Raw genomic sequence first — 18821 nt, forward strand, 5'->3', positions numbered from 1 at the left:
CTAGCGGTTACGGGTAAACAGGCTGCCAACACCATTCGGCAGCAAGCGAATAACCAGTACGGCGGTGACCAGCAAACCAATTTGCCCGGCCAGTTGCCCATACCAAGAGTTCAGCCCGGTTTGTATGGCACCGAGTGCAATTGCTGCAGGAATGGTGCCAACCAGAACATTTGCGCCACCGACAACAACAGAAACAAAGGCTTGCACAATAAAACTGCTGCCCATGGTGGGAACGGCGGTCAATGTCGGGGCATAAATTGCCCCCGCCAGCCCGGCCAGCCCGGCACCCAGTGCAAATGTCAGTGTGTAAATGCGGTCCGTTTCCAGTCCCAAACAGGATGCCATGCGAGCGTTTTGAATCGTGGCTCTGGCGCAGACACCATAATTGGTGTGGAAGAACAGCCAATAGAGCACCATTAAGATGGCAATCGCGAAGAAAGGCAGCAGTGCGCGATAGGTGGCAAACGAGTATTCGCCGAGAATGAAAGAGCCGAAAGGCGTCGACAACCCTTCCAGTGACGGCCCGGCGATCAGCAGCATACTTTGCTGCACAATCAGGCTGATAGCCCAAGTAGCCACCACTGAATCATATAAGCGACCATATAGATGGCGCACTACCAAGCGCTCCACCACCCCGCCGAAGAATGCGGCAGCCAAGGTACCGGCTAGCATGGCAAAGGGCAGTGGCAAACCTGCTTTATTCATCAGAATGGTGACGTAAGCCCCACACATAATGAACTCGCCATGTGCCAGATTTATCACGCCCATCATGCCAAAGATAACCGCCAGTCCCAGTGCTGCCAGCACCAGATAGGCGAAGTTATCGCCAAACTGATAAATCACCGAATAGAGAAAGGATAGCGTTAACATCGTTTGGCAATCCCCGGTGTCCTGATGGACACCATTGAAAATGGATAACACAGGGAAGCCCGCCACTGACGGTCACTTCCCTACCAAGAAGCTCGATTTAGGCTTTTTTCGGTGGTGAAGAAGGGGTGTATTGGCTGTTATCAGGTTTAACCGGTAAATCGCAGCCGGCTTCACCTAACCAATAAGGCTTGATATCGCTCCACACTTTGGGGATCTCGATTGAGTGGTCATCCTTCACATGCGCCAGATAGATGGTGTGGCTCAAATGGTGACTTTTCGGATCAATACAGACTTTGCCAGAGGGGCCATCGGTGCAGATATCGCCGCTTTCCAGTGACTTACGTACAGCATCCATATCAGTGCTGCCCGCCTTTTCAACAGCCGCTTTGTACAGATAGACGGCATCATAGGCATTGGTGGCTTCCTGATTAATGTAAGGCTCGTTCGGGAATTTAGCGTGGAAACGCTGTTTGAAATCATTACTGGCTGGGCTATCTACCTCTTCAATGTAGTTAGCGGTGATATACATATCTTTCAGTGCCGGTGCTTTGAAGCGTTTGTGCTCATAAGCTTGGCCGACATTGACCGAACTGCCCATTGGCAAGTTCAGTTTGGCCGCGGCTTGCTGCTCGTAATAGGAGGATTGATTTGCCCCGACCAGCAAGGTCATCACGAAGTCAGGTTTGGCTTTCTGGATGTTTTGAATGGTTTGGCCGAATTGCGAAACACTCAGTGGGATAAACTCTTCGCCCACCATGGTGCCACCATGCTCTTCAACAATTTTGCGTACCCATTCGGCAGAGATTTGCCCGAAGTTATAGTCGGCGGCAATGGTGTAAACTTTTTTGCCGTACTTCTCCATCATCCACGGAATCAAGGTTGAGAACTGCTGCTCAGGGACTGCGCCAGTGACGAAAACATTAGAGTCACACACGCCGCCTTCATACTGATTGTTATACCAATAGAGCTGTTTTTCGCGATCCATAATTGGGCGGATAGCTTCACGCGAGGCACTGGAGAAAGCCCCGAATATCACATCCACTTTGTCATTTTTAATTAAGCGCCGAGCCATTTGTTGGAAGCGGGTGTTATCGGATTGCGTATCGTATTTGACCAGCTCGATGGGGCGTCCGAGTATGCCACCTTTAGCATTAATTTCTTCTACAGCCAGCTCTGTTGCATGAATCTTGGGGATAACCGGCAAAGCAAAATTACCGGATGCATCTTCCAGCAAGCCAATTTTCACTGGTTTTTCTGCCGCTGTCGCCATTCCTGAATAGCTCACGGCAAGTGCAGCGCTCAACGCGATAGAGAGCGCGGTGGAATGACATTTTATTCTGGACCATTTTATTCTAGACATAAGTGAATACCCCTGGCATTGGTTAAAAAAGTGGGTCTGAAAAAAAGCCAAAAAAAAAGCCCAGCAAAGTCAGATGACATTTGCGAGGGCTCTATTGCCATAACCACAAGCCGACAACGTTGGCGTTCTTGCGGAGAAGTCAGGGTCACTATAAAAAGCATTTGGACTGATTGTCAACGAAGAATTTTCAATAAAAATCAAATAGTAAAATTGAAAATCATTGCACTAAGTTGGGGCTTTTCATTGCACGAAAATGGCCCATTTATCTGACGCCAGACCGCAACGGCTAACTATTGATGAGTAATAATAAAGCGGAGATTTTTAGCAGGATAATGGAAAGACGCCCACCACAATCTTGTTGCGAGGTTAATAAATTGCACCAGCAGAGTGCTTAAAAAACCATTCAGCAGTAAAGGATGAAAAACACCGCAGCGAGACAGAATTTAGCAGATAACAGACCCCGGTGATGTCACCGGGGCTGAAAAACGAAGTTAACCGCAGCGATTACATTTTGCTGCCTGAATCTGTTGGAAGAAATCATTACCTTTATCATCAACCAAGATAAAGGCCGGGAAATCTTCTACTTCAATCTTCCAGATGGCTTCCATCCCCAGTTCAGGATATTCCACACATTCCAGGCTCTTAATGCTGTTCTGCGCCAATACTGCAGCCGGGCCACCGATACTGCCCAGATAGAAGCCGCCGTGTTTGTGACAGGCATCGGTCACTTGTTGGCTACGGTTACCTTTTGCCAGCATGATCATGCTGCCGCCGTGGGATTGCAGCAGGTCCACGTAAGAATCCATACGACCCGCCGTGGTTGGCCCGAGCGAACCAGAAGCATAACCTTCAGGGGTTTTGGCCGGGCCAGCATAGTAGATTGGATGGTCTTTAATGTACTGCGGCAGACCTTCGCCGTTGTCCAGCCGCTCTTTTAATTTGGCATGGGCAATATCACGGCCAACAATAATAGTACCGCTCAGTGACAGTCGGGTAGATACCGGATACTGCGACAGCTCTTTTAAAATCTCTGGCATTGGGCGGTTAAGGTCGATTTTAACCACTTTGCCCTCTGTGCTGTGGCGCAAATGCTCAGGAATATATTTCCCCGGATTCTGCTCCAGTTTTTCCAGCCAGATACCTTTGCGGTTGATTTTGCCTTTGATATTGCGGTCGGCTGAGCAGGAAACCCCCATCCCCACCGGGCAAGAAGCTCCATGACGAGGTAGCCGCACCACTCGGACATCATGAGCAAAGTATTTGCCGCCGAACTGCGCGCCCAGACCTAAGTCTTGAGCGGCTGCCAACAATTCTTGCTCCAGTTGAATGTCACGGAAAGCTTGCCCGTGCTCATTTCCCTCAGTTGGCAAACCATCGTAATACTTGGTTGAGGCCAGCTTCACTGTCTTTAGGGTGCTTTCAGCGGAGGTGCCGCCAATAACAAAGGCGATATGGTATGGCGGGCAGGCCGCGGTACCCAAGGTGCGCATTTTCTCAACCAGATAGTCTTTCAACTTACCCGGTGACAGCAGCGCCTTGGTTTCTTGATACAGATAGGTTTTGTTAGCGGAGCCGCCGCCTTTGGTGACGAACAGGAATTTGTAATCCTCACCTTCGGTACTGTACAAATCAATCTGTGCTGGCAGGTTGGTGCCGGTGTTCACCTCTTTATACATATCCAGCGCGGCATTTTGCGAATAGCGCAGGTTATCTTCAATAAAGGTGTTATACACGCCGCGAGACAGTGCCTCAGCATCATTCCCGCCAGTCCAAACGCGCTGACCTTTTTTGCCTACAATAATGGCAGTGCCGGTATCCTGACAGGTCGGTAAAATCCCCTTGGCAGAGATTTCGGAATTGCGCAGGAATTGCAGAGCCACATATTTGTCGTTTTCGCTCGCTTCTGGGTCATCCAAAATAGCGGCGACTTGCTTTTGATGGGCGGGGCGGAGCAGGAATGAGGCATCGTGGAAAGCATGTTGGGCAAGGAGAGTCAGGGCTTCTGGCTCGACTTTGAGAATGTCGTGGCCTTCAAACTGTGCAACCGAGACATGATTATTACTGACAAGGTAATACTCAGTATCGTCTTCCTTTAGCGGGAAGGGATCCTGATAGTGGAACGGTTTGTTTGACATATTTTTCTCACATTCAACAGCAGTTAGCGAAAGCGTTCGATAACAGAAACAAGCATTTTACCCTTCATACACCAACTGCATAGGCGTTGGCTGCACTCAATCACCCTTCGGGCCTGCGCTTGCCGCTTTCCTGCAATTCGAATTATTCTGGGTATAGCAAATCCAGCCTATCTATTTTTAACGATGATTTTACTATAGATTGTCTGACTTAAGCGACGGCCCCACCCTCTTTATAAAGGGTGGATCTCATTTTCCGCACTTATCGATGGCTCTGACAGCATGATGGTGGGACACTGACCGACCGCCAGCAGATAACTCTGCTGTAAGCGGGCTTCTTACCGCTAAATCCTGCATATTAAACTGCTACATTACCGTGCTTAAGGCTTCATGGTGAGGAAGCTGGATCGCTCTTTTGCCTCTGTTTTTACCCCTGACTTTCGATATTGATGGCTGATAATCCATGCCACCAACAGGCTTTCGCCCGTACTTTCATCACTGAGGGTATTTTTGAGCGCCACCATCTGACTTTTTGACCATTTTCCCCTATGTGGCTTGCTGCAACCCTCCGCGTTTTTCCCCTCATTGCCATACCAAGGGCGTCATGCACTTTTAACAACAAATCATCACGCTGCGGTTGGGCAAAATTTATCGGGCAAAGTGACGAGGATGTGCTGCCAGTTGGGGACGGCATGGCCGTGTTTAGCGAATAACTGCTGCCAAACTATCATCGATCTAAAAGAAGAACTTAGCGGGGCGAGGGAGGTACATAGTCAGAATTATTGTGGGAGATAATAATAGCGGAAAGTCAATTTATAACAGTAAGTTAATGCTCATCATGGACGATGATTTTGTTCTTTAAACTTTAATTGCCCATATACCGGACGTTATATGAATCTCAGCTTATTACAGGGGAAATGTAGGAATAAGGAAATCCTTATTCTTTTCGAAATGACGATTCTATAGCATAGCCGCCATCAATTGAGTTTGAACAAAAAAACAGCATATCGTTTGCTGTTTTTTTTTTACCTATAGTAAAACCTAGGAATATTAACATGAAAACAATCTCTATCAGAACGACTCTGGCTTCCCTCATCCTGGCTGGCCTGTCAAGCAACGCTTTTGCCTACGATGCCCAGATCAACATCACCGGCGAATTGACTGAATCCACCTGCCTGATCAACGGTGCCAGCAGCCCAGCCGTTAAGAACGTCACTCTGCCAACTCTGTCCAAGTCTTCACTGACCAACGCTAATTCCTGGGCTGGTCGTGTTCCTGTTAGCTTTCAGCTGTCAGGTTGTGACGTTGGAACCACGGGTGCCACGGCCACGTTTGAGAACGGTACCAATATCAGCGCTAACGGCAATATGAAGAACCTTGCTGACACCAACGCTGCAACCAACGTGGAAGTTCAGTTGTTGAATGCAGATGGCGATGCGATCAACCTAGCGACCGACACCGTAACCACCCCAATCACCGGTGAAGCCGGCACCCTACAGTTCTACGCGCAATATTTCTCCAAGAATGGCGCAGCAACTGCCGGTCAGGTGGTCTCACACGTTGAATTCTCAATGAACTACAACTAATCCTGCTGGGGATACCTGCAATATCGGTATCCCCTTATTTTTTAAGGGCATCAGCAATAGGGTGCCCTTAAAAAAGTAGTTTCATCAGGTTTTGTTATCCCACAGTTCCCATCTATCCTCCGGAGAAATATTCATGTTTGCTGGCTTCATAAACGTACTTGCCCCCCGACAGACACGTCAGATATTTGTGACTAGCCTGCTGGCGATGGCGGTAAGTACGGCTGCCCATGCCGCAGACCATGATTCTCCGGATCTTGCTGAGTTCGATCCCGGTTTTTTTCGCGGTCTCAGTGCTCAGGTTGCCGATCTCTCTCGTTTCAGTAAAGGCAATGCCTTGACACCCGGCCACTATCGCTTTGATGTCTACGTCAACGAACAGTGGGTGGGACGTCAGGAGATCGCCGTCACTCATACCGTTCCTGAGACGGAGGTGACCTACTGTTTTACCCCTGAACAGGTGCTGCAATGGGGGTTGGATGCCAGCAAGCTTCCCGAGGCGGTACTGGCCCAAAAAGCGCTGGAGGACGATAAATGCTTTGATGCCGCGAAATTCATTCCCGGTTTTAAGCTGAGTGCCAATACCGGTGAACTGATGCTGGATATCACCGTGCCACAGGCATTTATCGGCTCACGCCGTGGAGTTGTTGCGCCAGAACTCTGGGATCATGGCGTCACCGCCGGTTTTGTCGGCTATAACTTCAACGCTTTCCATACCAATAACCGCGATGCCGGCAATACCACCCAGTATTTTGGCGGTTTTAACAGTGGAGTTAATCTCGGGGTCTGGCGGCTGCGCCATAACAGCAGCTACACCCAGACTGACGGCAGTACTGGCCATTATCAGGCCATTAGCACCTACGCTCAGCGTGCTGTTGCATCGCTCAAGTCACAGCTCACGCTGGGGCAATACTTCACCCCGGGCGATCAGTTTGACAGTGTGCCATTTACCGGTATGCAGTTGTCCAGCGACACCCGCATGAATCCCGATACTGAGAACGGCTTTGCACCGGTGATCCGCGGGATCGCCAACTCCAACGCGAAGGTTACCATCCGCCAGGGCAGCAATGTGATCCACGAGACGAGCGTGCCTCCGGGCCCATTTGCCATTGACGATCTCCACAGTACCGGTTATTCCGGTGATCTGCTGGTGACGGTGACTGAAGCCGACGGACAGACTCGCTCCTTTACTGTGGCCTATGCCGCCGTTCCGCAAATGTTGCGACCAGGCGCGTCACGTTTCAGTCTGGCAATGGGGCAATACCGCGACAGCGAGCTCAACAATACCCCCAGCTTTTTGTTGGGCACTTGGCAGCAGGGGATCTCCAACCTGATAACCACCTATACGGGCGGTATTGTTGCTGAGCAGTACCAGTCGTTGCAGGGTGGACTGGCACTGAACACTGGCCTGGGGGCGCTGGCGGTGGACATCACCCAATCACGGGCTAGTGGTCTGAAGGGTAATATCAGCGGGATTGATGACCAGATGCAAGGGCAGAGTTATCGAGCAACCTATAGCAAGCTGCTGCCAGAGACACGCACCAACTTTACTCTAGCCGCCTACCGTTTTTCGAGTGATGGCTATCTGAGTTTCGGTGATTTTGCTCGGGCTCGTAGTACCCAGACACCGACATTTAACGAGGTGGGGAGCCTACCCGGCATGACTGGCGGTATTTCCGAATCCGCCCGGCCGCGCAACCGCTATCAGCTGAACATCAACCAGCCGCTGGCCGAGGGCTACGGCAATCTGTTTCTCAGCGGGGCGGCGCAGAACTACTGGCATAACGGCGGAGGGACCAGTACCACGTTCCAAGCTGGCTATGGTAACAGTTACCGCTGGGGGAGCCTCAACGTCGGTGTCAGCCGGACAATTGGCTCGGTGGGCCAGTCGGACACGCAATATCTTGCCAGCATCAGTATCCCACTTGGCGGCCATGCGCGTGCGCCGATGCTGACCACCTCGCTGAACTATAGCGACAGCAAGAATACCACCGCACAGACCACCCTGAGCGGAACGATGGGTGATAATAATCAGCTGAGTTATAGCGCGTTCGGCAGCAGCAGTCAGGCTGACAGCCACCGTGCCAACTCGCTGGGTGGGAATGTGCAGTACAGCTCTCCTTATGCCGTGATGAACGGCGGGGCTAGCAGTGGCAGCAGCAACCGGCAGCTGAATCTGGGCCTGAGTGGCAGCGTGGTCGCCCACCCAGGTGGTATCAACCTGACGCAATATCAAGGGGAAACCATGGCGGTGCTGCAGGCCAAAGGAGCGGAAGGCGCCACTATTAGCAGCAATGTCGGCGCGGCTATCCAGAGTAATGGTTACGGGGTTGTCTCCGGCCTGATGCCGTATCGCCAGAACGACATTGCCCTCGATCCGAAAGGAACATCACAAAACGTAGAGATCTTGGGGAGTTCCCAGCAGGTCGCTCCCAGCGCCGGAGCCATTACGATGCTGAAATACGAGACTGAGACTGGCGCACCAGTGATGTTGCAGGCTACTCGGACAGATGGCAAACCGATCCCGCTGGGGGCCGAGGTACTGGATGATAAAGGACAATATCTGACGATGGTTGGCCAAGGCGATTTGATTTTTGTGCGCGGTCTGGCTCCCCAAGGGAAACTGGTGGTGAAGTGGGGGCAAGGGGCTGATCAGCGCTGTTCGCTGCCATACAGCCTACCGGCCAACGCGGACAAACAGCAGAATTACCCGAAAATCGCGGCGAAGTGCGTGCTGCAATAAATCATTCAGTCCGACCACGTCGGTTGAATAATCAACGAACATGGCCGTTGCTACGAGCCAAAGAGCCTGCACAGTTGTTTTTTTGTCACTATGATTATGTAAAAACGCAGGCATCTCTCATTTTTTAGGACGATATCAATCATGAACAGATCGCGGGTTATCCCCCTTCTTTTTGCTATGCTCTGCGGTTGGGTATTTCAGGCGCAGGCCAACGTGGTCATTTCTGGAACCCGGCTGATTTACCCAGCCAAGGATAGGGAAATTACGGTCAAAACCACTAATATGGGTAAAGAGCCCTCAATGGTGCAGGTGTGGATCGACCGTGGGGACCCCAACAGTCGTGCTGATAATGCCAATGCCCCCTTCCTAATCACTCCTCCGTTGGTGCGTATTGATCCCAACAAAGGGCAAGCGTTTCGCGTCGTCTTTACCGGCGCCACCTTGCCTACAGATCGGGAGTCGATATTCTGGTTCAACCTGCTCGATGTGCCACCGTTGCCCAAAGATGCGGAGGCCAATGTGATGCAGGTCGCTTACCGTTCGCGGATCAAACTGTTTTATCGCCCTGACGGGCTAGCGGGTAACCCGGTTAAAGCCGCCGAATCCCTAACCTGGTCACGGGGAGCATCAGGTAAGAATGGTGTCGAGCTACAGGTGCGTAATAACAGCCCCTTCTATGTCTCTTTAGTCAATATCACCCTGAAAAACGGTAGTGCGATATTTAAGGAGGCCGAGGGGAAAACGCTGGCTCCGTTCAGCACTGAGGCTATCACCCTGAAAGGTGCGGGTACGCTACCGGCGGGACAAGCCAATGTGACGTACAGTTGGGTCAACGACTACGGTGCTGCTGTTGAGCAAACTACACCACTGACGCCCTAATAAGCCGGTTTCAGCGGGTTTTACCCTCCGCTAAACCAGACGAGTTCGTACTATGAATACCCACTTTCAGAAGATGATAAACAGAATGAAAACAAAGCAAGCATCGCGCACCAAACTGTTCGCGCTATCTCTGTGTGGCGTGGCGTTGGCAGTGCTGGGTAGTTCCCAGGCCTATGCTGTGGTTATATGCAACCCGCCGCCGCCGATTTCTCTCACCTTCCCGCCGCTGGTTTTTGAAGGTGGGGCGGACGGCCCGACTATTGGCCAACCTATTACCAGCGGCTGGGGAGCAACCATGACCAGCCCCAATTTCCTGACCGGCGGTGCCGACTGCCTAATTGCGACCGGCATTGTATTACCTACGCTGCAGGGGTCAATAGTCCCGGGGATTACCTATACAGAGGATGGCCAGACCTACCCGATATATACCACCAGCGTACCGAGTATCGGTATCATTATGGGGATAAAAGCGACGTCGGTGGCAAATTACACACCGGTAAGGCCGCTGCCAAATATTTTTTTCTACCCAAACCCCATTCCGTCACAAGGCATGGGGATAGCCATGCATGCCAAGCTGATTGTGATCGGTCGCCTGACCAGCGGTGTTTATCCTATTGCCACGCAGGAACTGGTCAACGTTTATGCCAATGGGCCGAACTCGGAGACTACTAAAGCGAGTGTGTTGGTACTCAACGCCAGCACGGTGACCATTAGGGCCAGTACCTGCCAGATGAGCGGTGCCACCACGCAGAACGTACGGTTGCTGCCGGTCAGTAAAAACCAGTTCTCCGGCGTGGGCACATCGGCAGGTACCGAAGCTAATTTCTCGCTGACGACCCTCTGTGGCAGTGGCGTCAAGCTGTATGCCACGATGAGCGACGGTTCCGATCCCGGCAATACCAGCAATATACTCAAACCTGCCGAGGGTACCACCGCGTCTGGTGTGGGTGTCCAGATACTCCGTGATGGCTCGCCCATTTTCTTTGGTCCTGACTCCGCTATGTCAGGAAATACCAATCAGTGGTACATCGGTACCGCTAGCAGCGGGGGGAATGAGCTCTTTACCGTCCCACTGAAGGCCAGATATGTACAGACAGAGACGGGCATGGTGGCAGGAAGCGTAAAGGCCAGAGCTACCGTGACCTTCTCTTACCAGTGATAGAGTCATCAAAACCGGCGAAGTTGCCGGTTTTGGCGTAATGAACAGCTCGAAAGTGTTGTGTTGCCAGTGAGTTATTTTCCGTTCTCGCGCATGTATATCCGTTTTTTCCAAACGGTGGTCGAGCCACCATTAAGTTTTGGCAGGGCGTCAGATCGGTTTTATACCGGTTTAACGGCAATAATGTATTGGTGAGGCAAATCTGCTAGGAATCGAAAAGCGCAAAAGCAGATAGCAGAATAAGGCTTACCTTATATCACTCGCCTCAGAATCTTCTTACGCTATTGCTATGTTTAAGAATAGCAATCACATTTTAAATTCTACGCGCCAGGCGCCTCATCTGCCCAGGGTATTACTGTACCTGTTCGCTACGGCGCTTTTGTGTTGCATTATTGTCGCATTGGTTTTCTACGTCTATTTTTTGGTCAACTGTACCATTTCGGATTATCGGCGACAGATGAATGCCGCTGCTTACAACGCGCAGTATTTCTTCAACGAGCGTGAAGAGTTGTTGCGGTCAATGGTTGCGTCTACCATTCATTTACCCAAAATTATCACCGTAGAGGGCTCAAAAAAATATGCCACTCTTCCAGAATTCATTGTCTTGCCACTACAAAACAGTGGTGACAAGCAGCATGGAGTCATTGTTACCCAGCGTGATAAAGCCACATTCGAACGTAACCATACACAGCTGATCTACACCTCCATGCAATCCGGAAAAACCAGCACAGCTCTGCCTGCACCAGGTGGTTCGCTGGCGGTTATTTCCCCTGAAAGTCAGGCCTGGATAGCTGAATTTTTGGCCAACCATGACTGGCAATCGGCCGGAGGTGGAACATCGCCTATTGTCTGGGTCAACCCACCAAATGATAACGACAGTGCGCTTTATCTCTTCACCCCGCTAGAGGTTGACGACCTCGATGCTGGCTGGTTAGGGTTAACGTTTAACCCGATTGCTGCGGGTATCGATCTCCCCTCGCGACAGGGGGTCGGCTACGACTTGATTAATCCTCTGGGTTTGCCCGTGTTGCACAGCAATAAAGTCTCCTCTGAATCCCAGAATTGGGAGGGGAAATTTATCAAAGATACGTTTGAGGTCACTGGCAAAAAGTGGTTTCCGGAGTATCTCGTGCTGCGAAAATCCGTGGGCCATGCAGACTGGAGCCTGATCTACACGGTTCCTATCAAACAGATTTTTAAAGACAATCTGCCGATGGTGAGAGTGGCATCCTTACTGGCTATCACATTGATGATAGGTGTCATTGTCAGTTTGTGGTATCTGTCGCGCCGCGTATTGCTGCCTGCCATGAATCAGTTTTCCGCATTGGTCGACAGTGAAGAGCTGAACCGCAAGATAGTTGCGACGGCGTCTGTTGGGCTGGGCTTGGTACGTTGCACCGATGGAGTCCTGCTTTTCTCTAACGATCTGGTGAAGGTATGGATCGAGAACGACCGAGACTGGCGGACGCGTATCTCTACGGTTGCAGGTGAGGTTGCCGACTATGAACTGTCGTTGGAAGATGGTCGAACGATCCAACTGAAATGTATCCCTACCACTTACGGCGGTGACGCGGTGATCCTGAGTGTCATCAATGATATTTCGGGATTGAAAGCCATCGAACGATCACTGGTTGAATCCCGAAGGATGGCCGAATCAGCAAATCAGGCAAAAACACTGTTTCTCACCACCATGAGCCATGAAATTCGTACACCGCTGTATGGCATTCTCGGCACGCTTGAACTGTTCGCATTAAGTGGCCTGTACGGACAGCAATATGAGTACATGAAAACATTACTGCATTCTTCCTCCAGCTTATTGCGCATTGTCAATGACAGTCTGGATCTATCGAGTATTGAGGCCGAACAACTCACACTGAAAATCATGCCATTTTCCCCGATGGAACTGGCCGAGTTAGTGGTGGAAACCTACGCCGCTAAAGCGGAAAGCAAAGGTCTACAAATCTATACTCTGTCTGATACTCAGGTTCCGCCTCTGGTAATGGGGGATGCCATCCGGGTGCGACAAGTGCTGGATAATTTGGTCAACAATGCCATCAAGTTCACCATTTCTGGCCATATTATATTGCGTTTGTATGCTTCCGAGCAGTCCAAGGATACTGTTAATCTTACTTTTCAGGTGGTGGATACCGGGATAGGTATTGATTCTGAACATTTGCCTTACCTTTTTGAACCGTATTTTCTCTCTGAACAAAACTCTGCGGAACCGCAGTCAGGAACAGGCTTGGGATTATCCATTTGCTCTCGCCTCGCACAACTGATGGGAGGTGACCTGCAGGCTATCAGTAAGCGTAATTTGGGGACGCGTATCACCTTTAATGCCGTTTTCTCTCTTGCGTATGGCAGCAGTATGGCCATGCAACCCCGGTTGTTGTCTGAACCCGTATTTGTCGATGGTGCAGTGCCCGAAGTGGTCTCTAACCTGTGTCAATGGTTACGACACTGGGGGGCTCAGGCTTTACCTTTTCGCCATGTTACTACCCGCAATCACCATCGTGGAATATTGATCCAGGCTTGGCCTCCGTCGCTGCAATCACCAGAGTGGGCAGGAAAATGCATTCTCGCTCTGCCGCCAACTCTGGATCCAAAACATGTGCGAGATGACGCCTTGATAGTCGGGGCATACAGTGTGAGTAGGATCGGGCACGCTGTGCAGACAATTCAACAAAATACTATTTCCGCATCCGCAATCAATAAGGAGTTTGTCGCTGAAAAACTGGGTCTGCGTGTGCTGGTGGTTGATGACAGTCCGATAAGCCGCACGGTATTGCGTGAGCAGTTAAACTTGCTAGGGTGCGAAGTGATCACCGCCACTGAGGGATATGAAGCGCTCAAGGTCTCTGACGTAGATACTTTTGACGCCGTATTGACCGATTTATATATGCCAGGGCTAGACGGTTATGGACTCACTCGGACCCTGCGTAGACAGGGATACAATGGCCAGATCATTGGACTGACAGGCAGCGCTTATCCTGAGGAACAACGCAAGGGAAAAGAGGCCGGTATGAACCGCCTTTTGCGTAAGCCTCTGTCACTCGCGCAGCTCTACACGTTGTTGCATAAGAAGGAGTTGAATATATATGCAGTTAAGATATAACCAACTGAAACCGCAGTTAAAGGTTAATGCTTATTCTCGGCATTTAATTGACCGGAATATGCTGGAGCGAGGCTTAGATGAGGGGACGATCAAAGCCTGGTTTCAACCCAGAATAGCATTAGCCAGTGGCAAAATAGTGGGGGCTGAGGCATTGGCTCGTTGGGATCATCCTGAGTATGGTTTTATGTTGGCGGGGTCATTTTTTGAAGCCATCGGCCACTACAACCTCCAGCGGACGTTGGTATTTAAAATGCTCAGTGATGCACTGGATGCACACCTGCGATGGCAGCGAGTTGGACATATTTTACCTGTGTCGATAAATATCCCGGTTCCGCTGTTTGACGATATGGACTTCCCCGATGAATTATATCGTCGGGTAAATGCAAGCGGTATTGATGTTGCAAACGTGAGCATCGAGTTAATCGAATATGAAGCAGTTTCGGACCCAGTGAATTATTATAAAGGGACCAGGCGATTACGTCAGAAAGGCTTTGGATTAGCTCAGGATGATTTTGGCTGTGGGTATAACTCAATGTATAACCTTACTTCAACGCCTTTTACCGACTTGAAAATTGACAGATCCTTTGTCAGCGGTGTTCTCCAAAACGATGCCCGGAAAATAGCACTTATCTCCTCAGTGCAACTGGGTAAACAATTGGGACTGAAAGTGACCGCTGAAGGCGTTGAAACCGTGCGCGAGTTGGAATTTCTGCGCCGAATTGGTTGTGATTTCGCTCAGGGTTTCTTTATTTCCGCAGCGGTAAGCGCTGAGAACTTTGAAATACTCCTGTGTACGGAGTAGTGCGAATTGTATTCACCTTCAGTCCTTGTTGACAGGTAATTATCATTCATGCCGCAAACGCCATTCAGCAGAATTACGTATACATCACGCCGGCAAAACTGGGTGTTTTTCACGTTGTTACTGATAACCGTGATTCTGGCCGTAGGCCTTTATTGGGGGGCACAGCGTATTATTGACCAAGAACAGCGTCGTTTTACGCTCGATTTCTCAACGCTGATTGGATACGTGAATGAACAGGAAGTCTTCCTGCGAAAATTACGTATCGAGAATCAGTTTCTTTCCTCGCTTCCTGTCCCACGCGTTGAGAGTTTTGACGAAGAGAAAAAACTGTCAGGCGTCCGTGGCCAGCTATTTGTAGGACGTGAATCGAGAGTGAGTATGCCGTTTTCTGTCGCTTGTGAAAATGAGGCGGGTTGCCTTGTCCTGAAAGAGACGCTTTTCTCACTCGGCAGCTATTTAGCCGATTTTTATTCTGCCTTCTGGGCCGCCTCTTATTTTCCCGCTACGACCGTATTTTTTGTTGATGAAGCTGATGAGGTGAGCATCAGCGTGCCAGCAATCAGTGTCAATGCCGGTTATGAACCGATTAATACCGAGACCTACCATGCTGTCACTGATGCAGTGCGGCAAAAACTGCGGAATGGCTGTGGTTCCGAACAACAACAACAACAGGGTGACAGTGAGGTTATCTGGTTTCGTCCCAAAACATTACCTGACCAGCTTGTCGGGCTGATTTCGGCCGGTTTGCCTCAGAGCCTATGGAAAAACTCCTTTCTTCACACCGACTGCATTTATGCCGCTACACTGCTGAGCCGTTCAAAAATAGGGGCATTGGAAAAAAGGCTAAATCCAGCGCCCGAGCACAGTTTCTGGCTCCAGTATAATCACGAAAGCTGGTTGACTCACCGAAAGCATGGAGTGCTGTTAGGTGAAGACAACATACCAAAGTTTGAAAATACGGGCCTGCATTACACCCTGACGGGAATAGTACTGAAGTTGTCTGATCAAAGCGGCGACTGGACAGGTATTTACCGGGTGAGTTACGGCAGTTTCTTCAGAAATAATGTCTGGCTTCCGCTCAGCATGCTGGTGTTGCTGCTGATTAGCGTCGTGAGTTGCTTCAGCTATATGCGCTGGTATAACCGTCGGGTGGTCGCACCCGCGCAGGAAGCGCAGCGTGAAATCCTAGCGAGTGAGACGTTTAATCGTACGTTGATTGAGACCGCCCCAGTGGCGCTGTGCCTTATTGATCGCACTGACGCGACACTGATTTTTGCCAACGCATTGGCGCTAGACTGGCTAGGTGTGGACGAGGAAGCAAGACTTAACCAAAACGAGGCTATTAAAACGCTTTTCAGTCAGTTGCAAAATGTAGAACAGGGAGGCTCGATAGAACGGCTGACTCTTCCTGATGCAAGAATAGTGTATGTCGTTTATGCGCCAACCTGCTATCGACAACAGGCGGTTATCCTCTGCGCCTTTACCGACGTCAGCGCCCATGCCGAGATGGAGCAAAATTTAACGCGGGCAAAACAGGCTGCCGACGAAGCAAATGATGCCAAATCTACCTTCCTGGCGACCATGAGCCATGAAATCCGCACTCCACTGTATGGCGCGCTCGGTACACTGGAACTTCTCTCGCTAACCCAACTAAACAACCAGCAACGGCAGTATGTTGATCGGATCGAGGGCGCTTCGCAGATGCTGTTGCAAATCATCAGCGACATTCTCGATATCAGTAAGATCGAAGCCGGACAATTGCAGCTGGATAAAAGTGAGTTCAATCCACGTGAACTTGTCCAGGAATGCACCGGGGCTTATGCCGGAATGGCGCACCAAAAGGGGCTTCTGCTGTTCTCAATCGTTGCAACGGATATTCCTGAACGGGTGATAGGAGACCCGGCACGGATCCGACAGATCCTGAATAACCTCATCAGTAATGCGATTAAATTCACAGCGATAGGGACGGTTGTTGTTCGTTTGAGCCTATTGGAACGTTGTTCCCTCAATGCCAAATTCCTGCTGGAAGTGTGTGATAGTGGTGTGGGGATAGATAAAGCGGAGCAGGAAAAACTGTTTACGCCATTCTATTTGATTGATTCTGCAAATCATATGGCAGGCGGAGCAGGGCTGGGGATGTCGATCTGTGCGCGGCTTGCTGAACTGATGAATACTAAAATCCAACTTCGCAGTGAACCACAGATGGGGAGCCAATTCTCTGTCGAGCTGAATACCGAGTTGACTGAGGCGGGTGACACATTGACCCCGCAACTGAAAGGGACGTCCATTCTGGTTCGCACGCCACATCCTGAACTGACAGAGAATATCGGCGACTGGTTAAAACATTGGGGAGCAGAGCTAGCCACTGAAACTGATGCACTCTTCACGACCGATGGGCAAACTATTCTGTTGGATATTGTGCGGAAAGTGACTGAAATTACAGAGGAATGGCAGTGGCTACGCCTCGATCTTTCGTTGTCCGGGGAGGCGGTTGCGAGTTCAGATGTGGATGCCTACAATTTAAGCAGTATAGGATTTGGCCTCGAACGTTTACAGCATGGTGTGCAATGTACCAAATCCCGCGTGCCGACTTTGCCACATTTTAATTTGCGTATATTGGTCGCTGAAGATAACCCGCTTAATCAGGTTACCCTTAAAGGCCAACTGGAAAAGCTGGGTTGTGAGGTCACCATTGCCGATGATGGTGAAGAGGCGCTCGCCTTGTGGGATATCAGTCCACATGACATGGTGATGACCGATGTCAATATGCCATATCTGAACGGTTATGAACTGGCGCGCAAACTACGAAGTGAAGGAGTGACCTCGCCAATAATCGGTGTCACGGCCAATGCGATGCGTGACGAAGAGAGACGCTGTATTGAGGCCGGGATGAATGCCTGGCTTGTCAAACCCATCGAGCTTAAAGAACTGGCTGAACTGTTACGTAAAAACGTACAACCAGGCTGGATTGATGAAACGGGGGACGAAAAAGCTTTCATTCTGCCTGAACCAAACGTCTTGGAAAAACATCGCAATATTTTCCTAGCGAGCATGAGGGAGGATTTACAGCATTTGGCGGATGGAATAACTCAAAAAGATGCAGATTCTCTTATTATGACGCTGCATCGTATGCGCGGTGCGCTGGTATTGGCTCAATTTCGGGAGCTTGCAGCGGAAATGGAAATACTAGAGCAACAGATCCAAGCGAGTCGTCTGAATGAGGGATGCCTGGTTGATGTGGTCGCGATGGCGGCTGAGATAAACCAGTTACTTGTGCAAATCGAATCAACTTCATGAGAAAAAATGATGAAAAAGCTGCGTGTAGTTCTTCTTGATGACCACAAGGTGGTTCTCGCCGGGATGAAATATTTTCTGGATCAAATCCCAGGGATTAATGTCGTTGACACTTTTGATAAATCTGCCGATCTGATACGCCATGTCACTGGCGATCCGCCTGATGTGATTATTACAGATTATAATATGCCTAAAGATGAAGTGCATAAAGATGGTCTGAAATTCGTGGGCTATCTTCTGCGGATGTTTCCCGATATCAAACTATTGGTACTGACGATGATTTCCAACCCGATGATTGTATCTGCACTCTATGATCAAGGAGTTTCGGGCGTGGTATTTAAGCAAGATCCTCTAGATGAAATGGCGACTGCACTTCGGTCATTGCGTGCCAATAATAGATATTACCCACCCTCTTTTCAAAGCGAAGGCCGTCGTGATGAACGTGAAATCTTTCTTCGTGAGCGAATCAATAGCCTTTCACCGAGGGAGTTTGAAGTGCTGCGCTATTTTGTTGAAGGTGAGTCTATTTCGCATATCGCCGAAAAACTCAATCGCAGCGCAAAAACGATAAGTCTGCAAAAAAATTCGGCAATGAGAAAATTAAATGTTGATTCGAGCCAGGAGCTGATCCGTTTTTGTATCGGGAATCATATTTTTGAGTAAGAAATTGAGTACCAGATTTTTTATTACGTCTATTTTAGATAGTGATATCGACAAGTTAAATACCTCAACAACTTAATTGATGCAACCACGGTCGACTAAAGCGGACCACCATCAAGCCGATGTTAGGCTTCATATCTATGAAGGCGGATTACGCCACGATCAAGGACGGCTATTTGCAACAGTGTCGCACTAAAGCCTATTACGGGCAGTAATGGCTAGCT

General features: G+C 49.9%; 11 protein-coding genes. 8 read left to right on the forward strand and 3 right to left on the reverse strand.

The window, feature by feature from the left end:
• The 3 genes from N0H69_RS04455 to fumA form a co-directional block, all read right to left on the reverse strand.
• The gene (locus N0H69_RS04455; protein WP_050133331.1) at nt 1-870 is read right to left on the reverse strand and encodes an ABC transporter permease subunit; all 870 of its coding nucleotides are present in this window, start codon (nt 868-870) and stop codon (nt 1-3) included.
• Between the two features lie 97 nt (nt 871-967).
• Entirely contained in the window at nt 968-2230 is a 1263-nt protein-coding gene (locus tag N0H69_RS04460; RefSeq protein WP_050150197.1) for an urea ABC transporter substrate-binding protein, read from the reverse strand.
• A 491-nt stretch (nt 2231-2721) separates the two neighbouring features.
• Complete coding sequence (gene fumA / locus N0H69_RS04465) at nt 2722-4365, reverse strand: class I fumarate hydratase FumA (RefSeq protein WP_050150195.1); 1644 nt, start codon at nt 4363-4365, stop codon at nt 2722-2724.
• Nucleotides 4366-5417: 1052 nt separating this feature from the next.
• On the opposite strand from fumA, the gene N0H69_RS04470 reads away from it, so the two are divergent.
• From N0H69_RS04470 to N0H69_RS04505, 8 genes are all read left to right on the forward strand, one after another.
• A complete protein-coding gene (locus tag N0H69_RS04470) occupies nt 5418-5948 on the forward strand; it encodes a fimbrial protein (RefSeq protein WP_050106411.1) in 531 nt (176 codons plus the stop codon).
• 133 nt (nt 5949-6081) lie between these two features.
• Nucleotides 6082-8688: a fimbria/pilus outer membrane usher protein gene (locus N0H69_RS04475; protein WP_253272105.1), complete on the forward strand. Its 2607-nt coding sequence runs from the start codon at nt 6082-6084 to the stop codon at nt 8686-8688.
• A gap of 141 nt (nt 8689-8829) precedes the next feature.
• Nucleotides 8830-9567 carry a fimbrial biogenesis chaperone gene (locus tag N0H69_RS04480; protein ID WP_072077388.1) on the forward strand — a complete coding sequence of 246 codons (738 nt, stop codon included), beginning with the start codon at nt 8830-8832 and terminating at the stop codon, nt 9565-9567.
• Nucleotides 9568-9652: 85 nt separating this feature from the next.
• On the forward strand, nt 9653-10726 hold the full coding sequence (locus tag N0H69_RS04485; protein WP_050150191.1) for a fimbrial protein: 1074 nt from the start codon (nt 9653-9655) through the stop codon (nt 10724-10726).
• A 457-nt stretch (nt 10727-11183) separates the two neighbouring features.
• Entirely contained in the window at nt 11184-13841 is a 2658-nt protein-coding gene (locus N0H69_RS04490; RefSeq protein WP_050296566.1) for an ATP-binding protein, read from the forward strand.
• Nucleotides 13825-14643 carry an EAL domain-containing protein gene (locus N0H69_RS04495; protein ID WP_050150187.1) on the forward strand — a complete coding sequence of 273 codons (819 nt, stop codon included), beginning with the start codon at nt 13825-13827 and terminating at the stop codon, nt 14641-14643. Before N0H69_RS04490 ends, N0H69_RS04495 begins: the two co-directional genes overlap by 17 nt.
• A 102-nt stretch (nt 14644-14745) precedes the next feature.
• On the forward strand, nt 14746-17940 hold the full coding sequence (locus N0H69_RS04500; protein WP_216594544.1) for a hybrid sensor histidine kinase/response regulator: 3195 nt from the start codon (nt 14746-14748) through the stop codon (nt 17938-17940).
• Between the two features lie 6 nt (nt 17941-17946).
• A complete protein-coding gene (locus N0H69_RS04505; RefSeq protein WP_050106405.1) occupies nt 17947-18600 on the forward strand; it encodes a response regulator in 654 nt (217 codons plus the stop codon).
• The last annotated feature ends 221 nt before the right edge of the window (nt 18601-18821 follow it).

The organism is Yersinia alsatica, assembly GCF_025133195.1.
GTDB lineage: Bacteria > Pseudomonadota > Gammaproteobacteria > Enterobacterales > Enterobacteriaceae > Yersinia > Yersinia alsatica.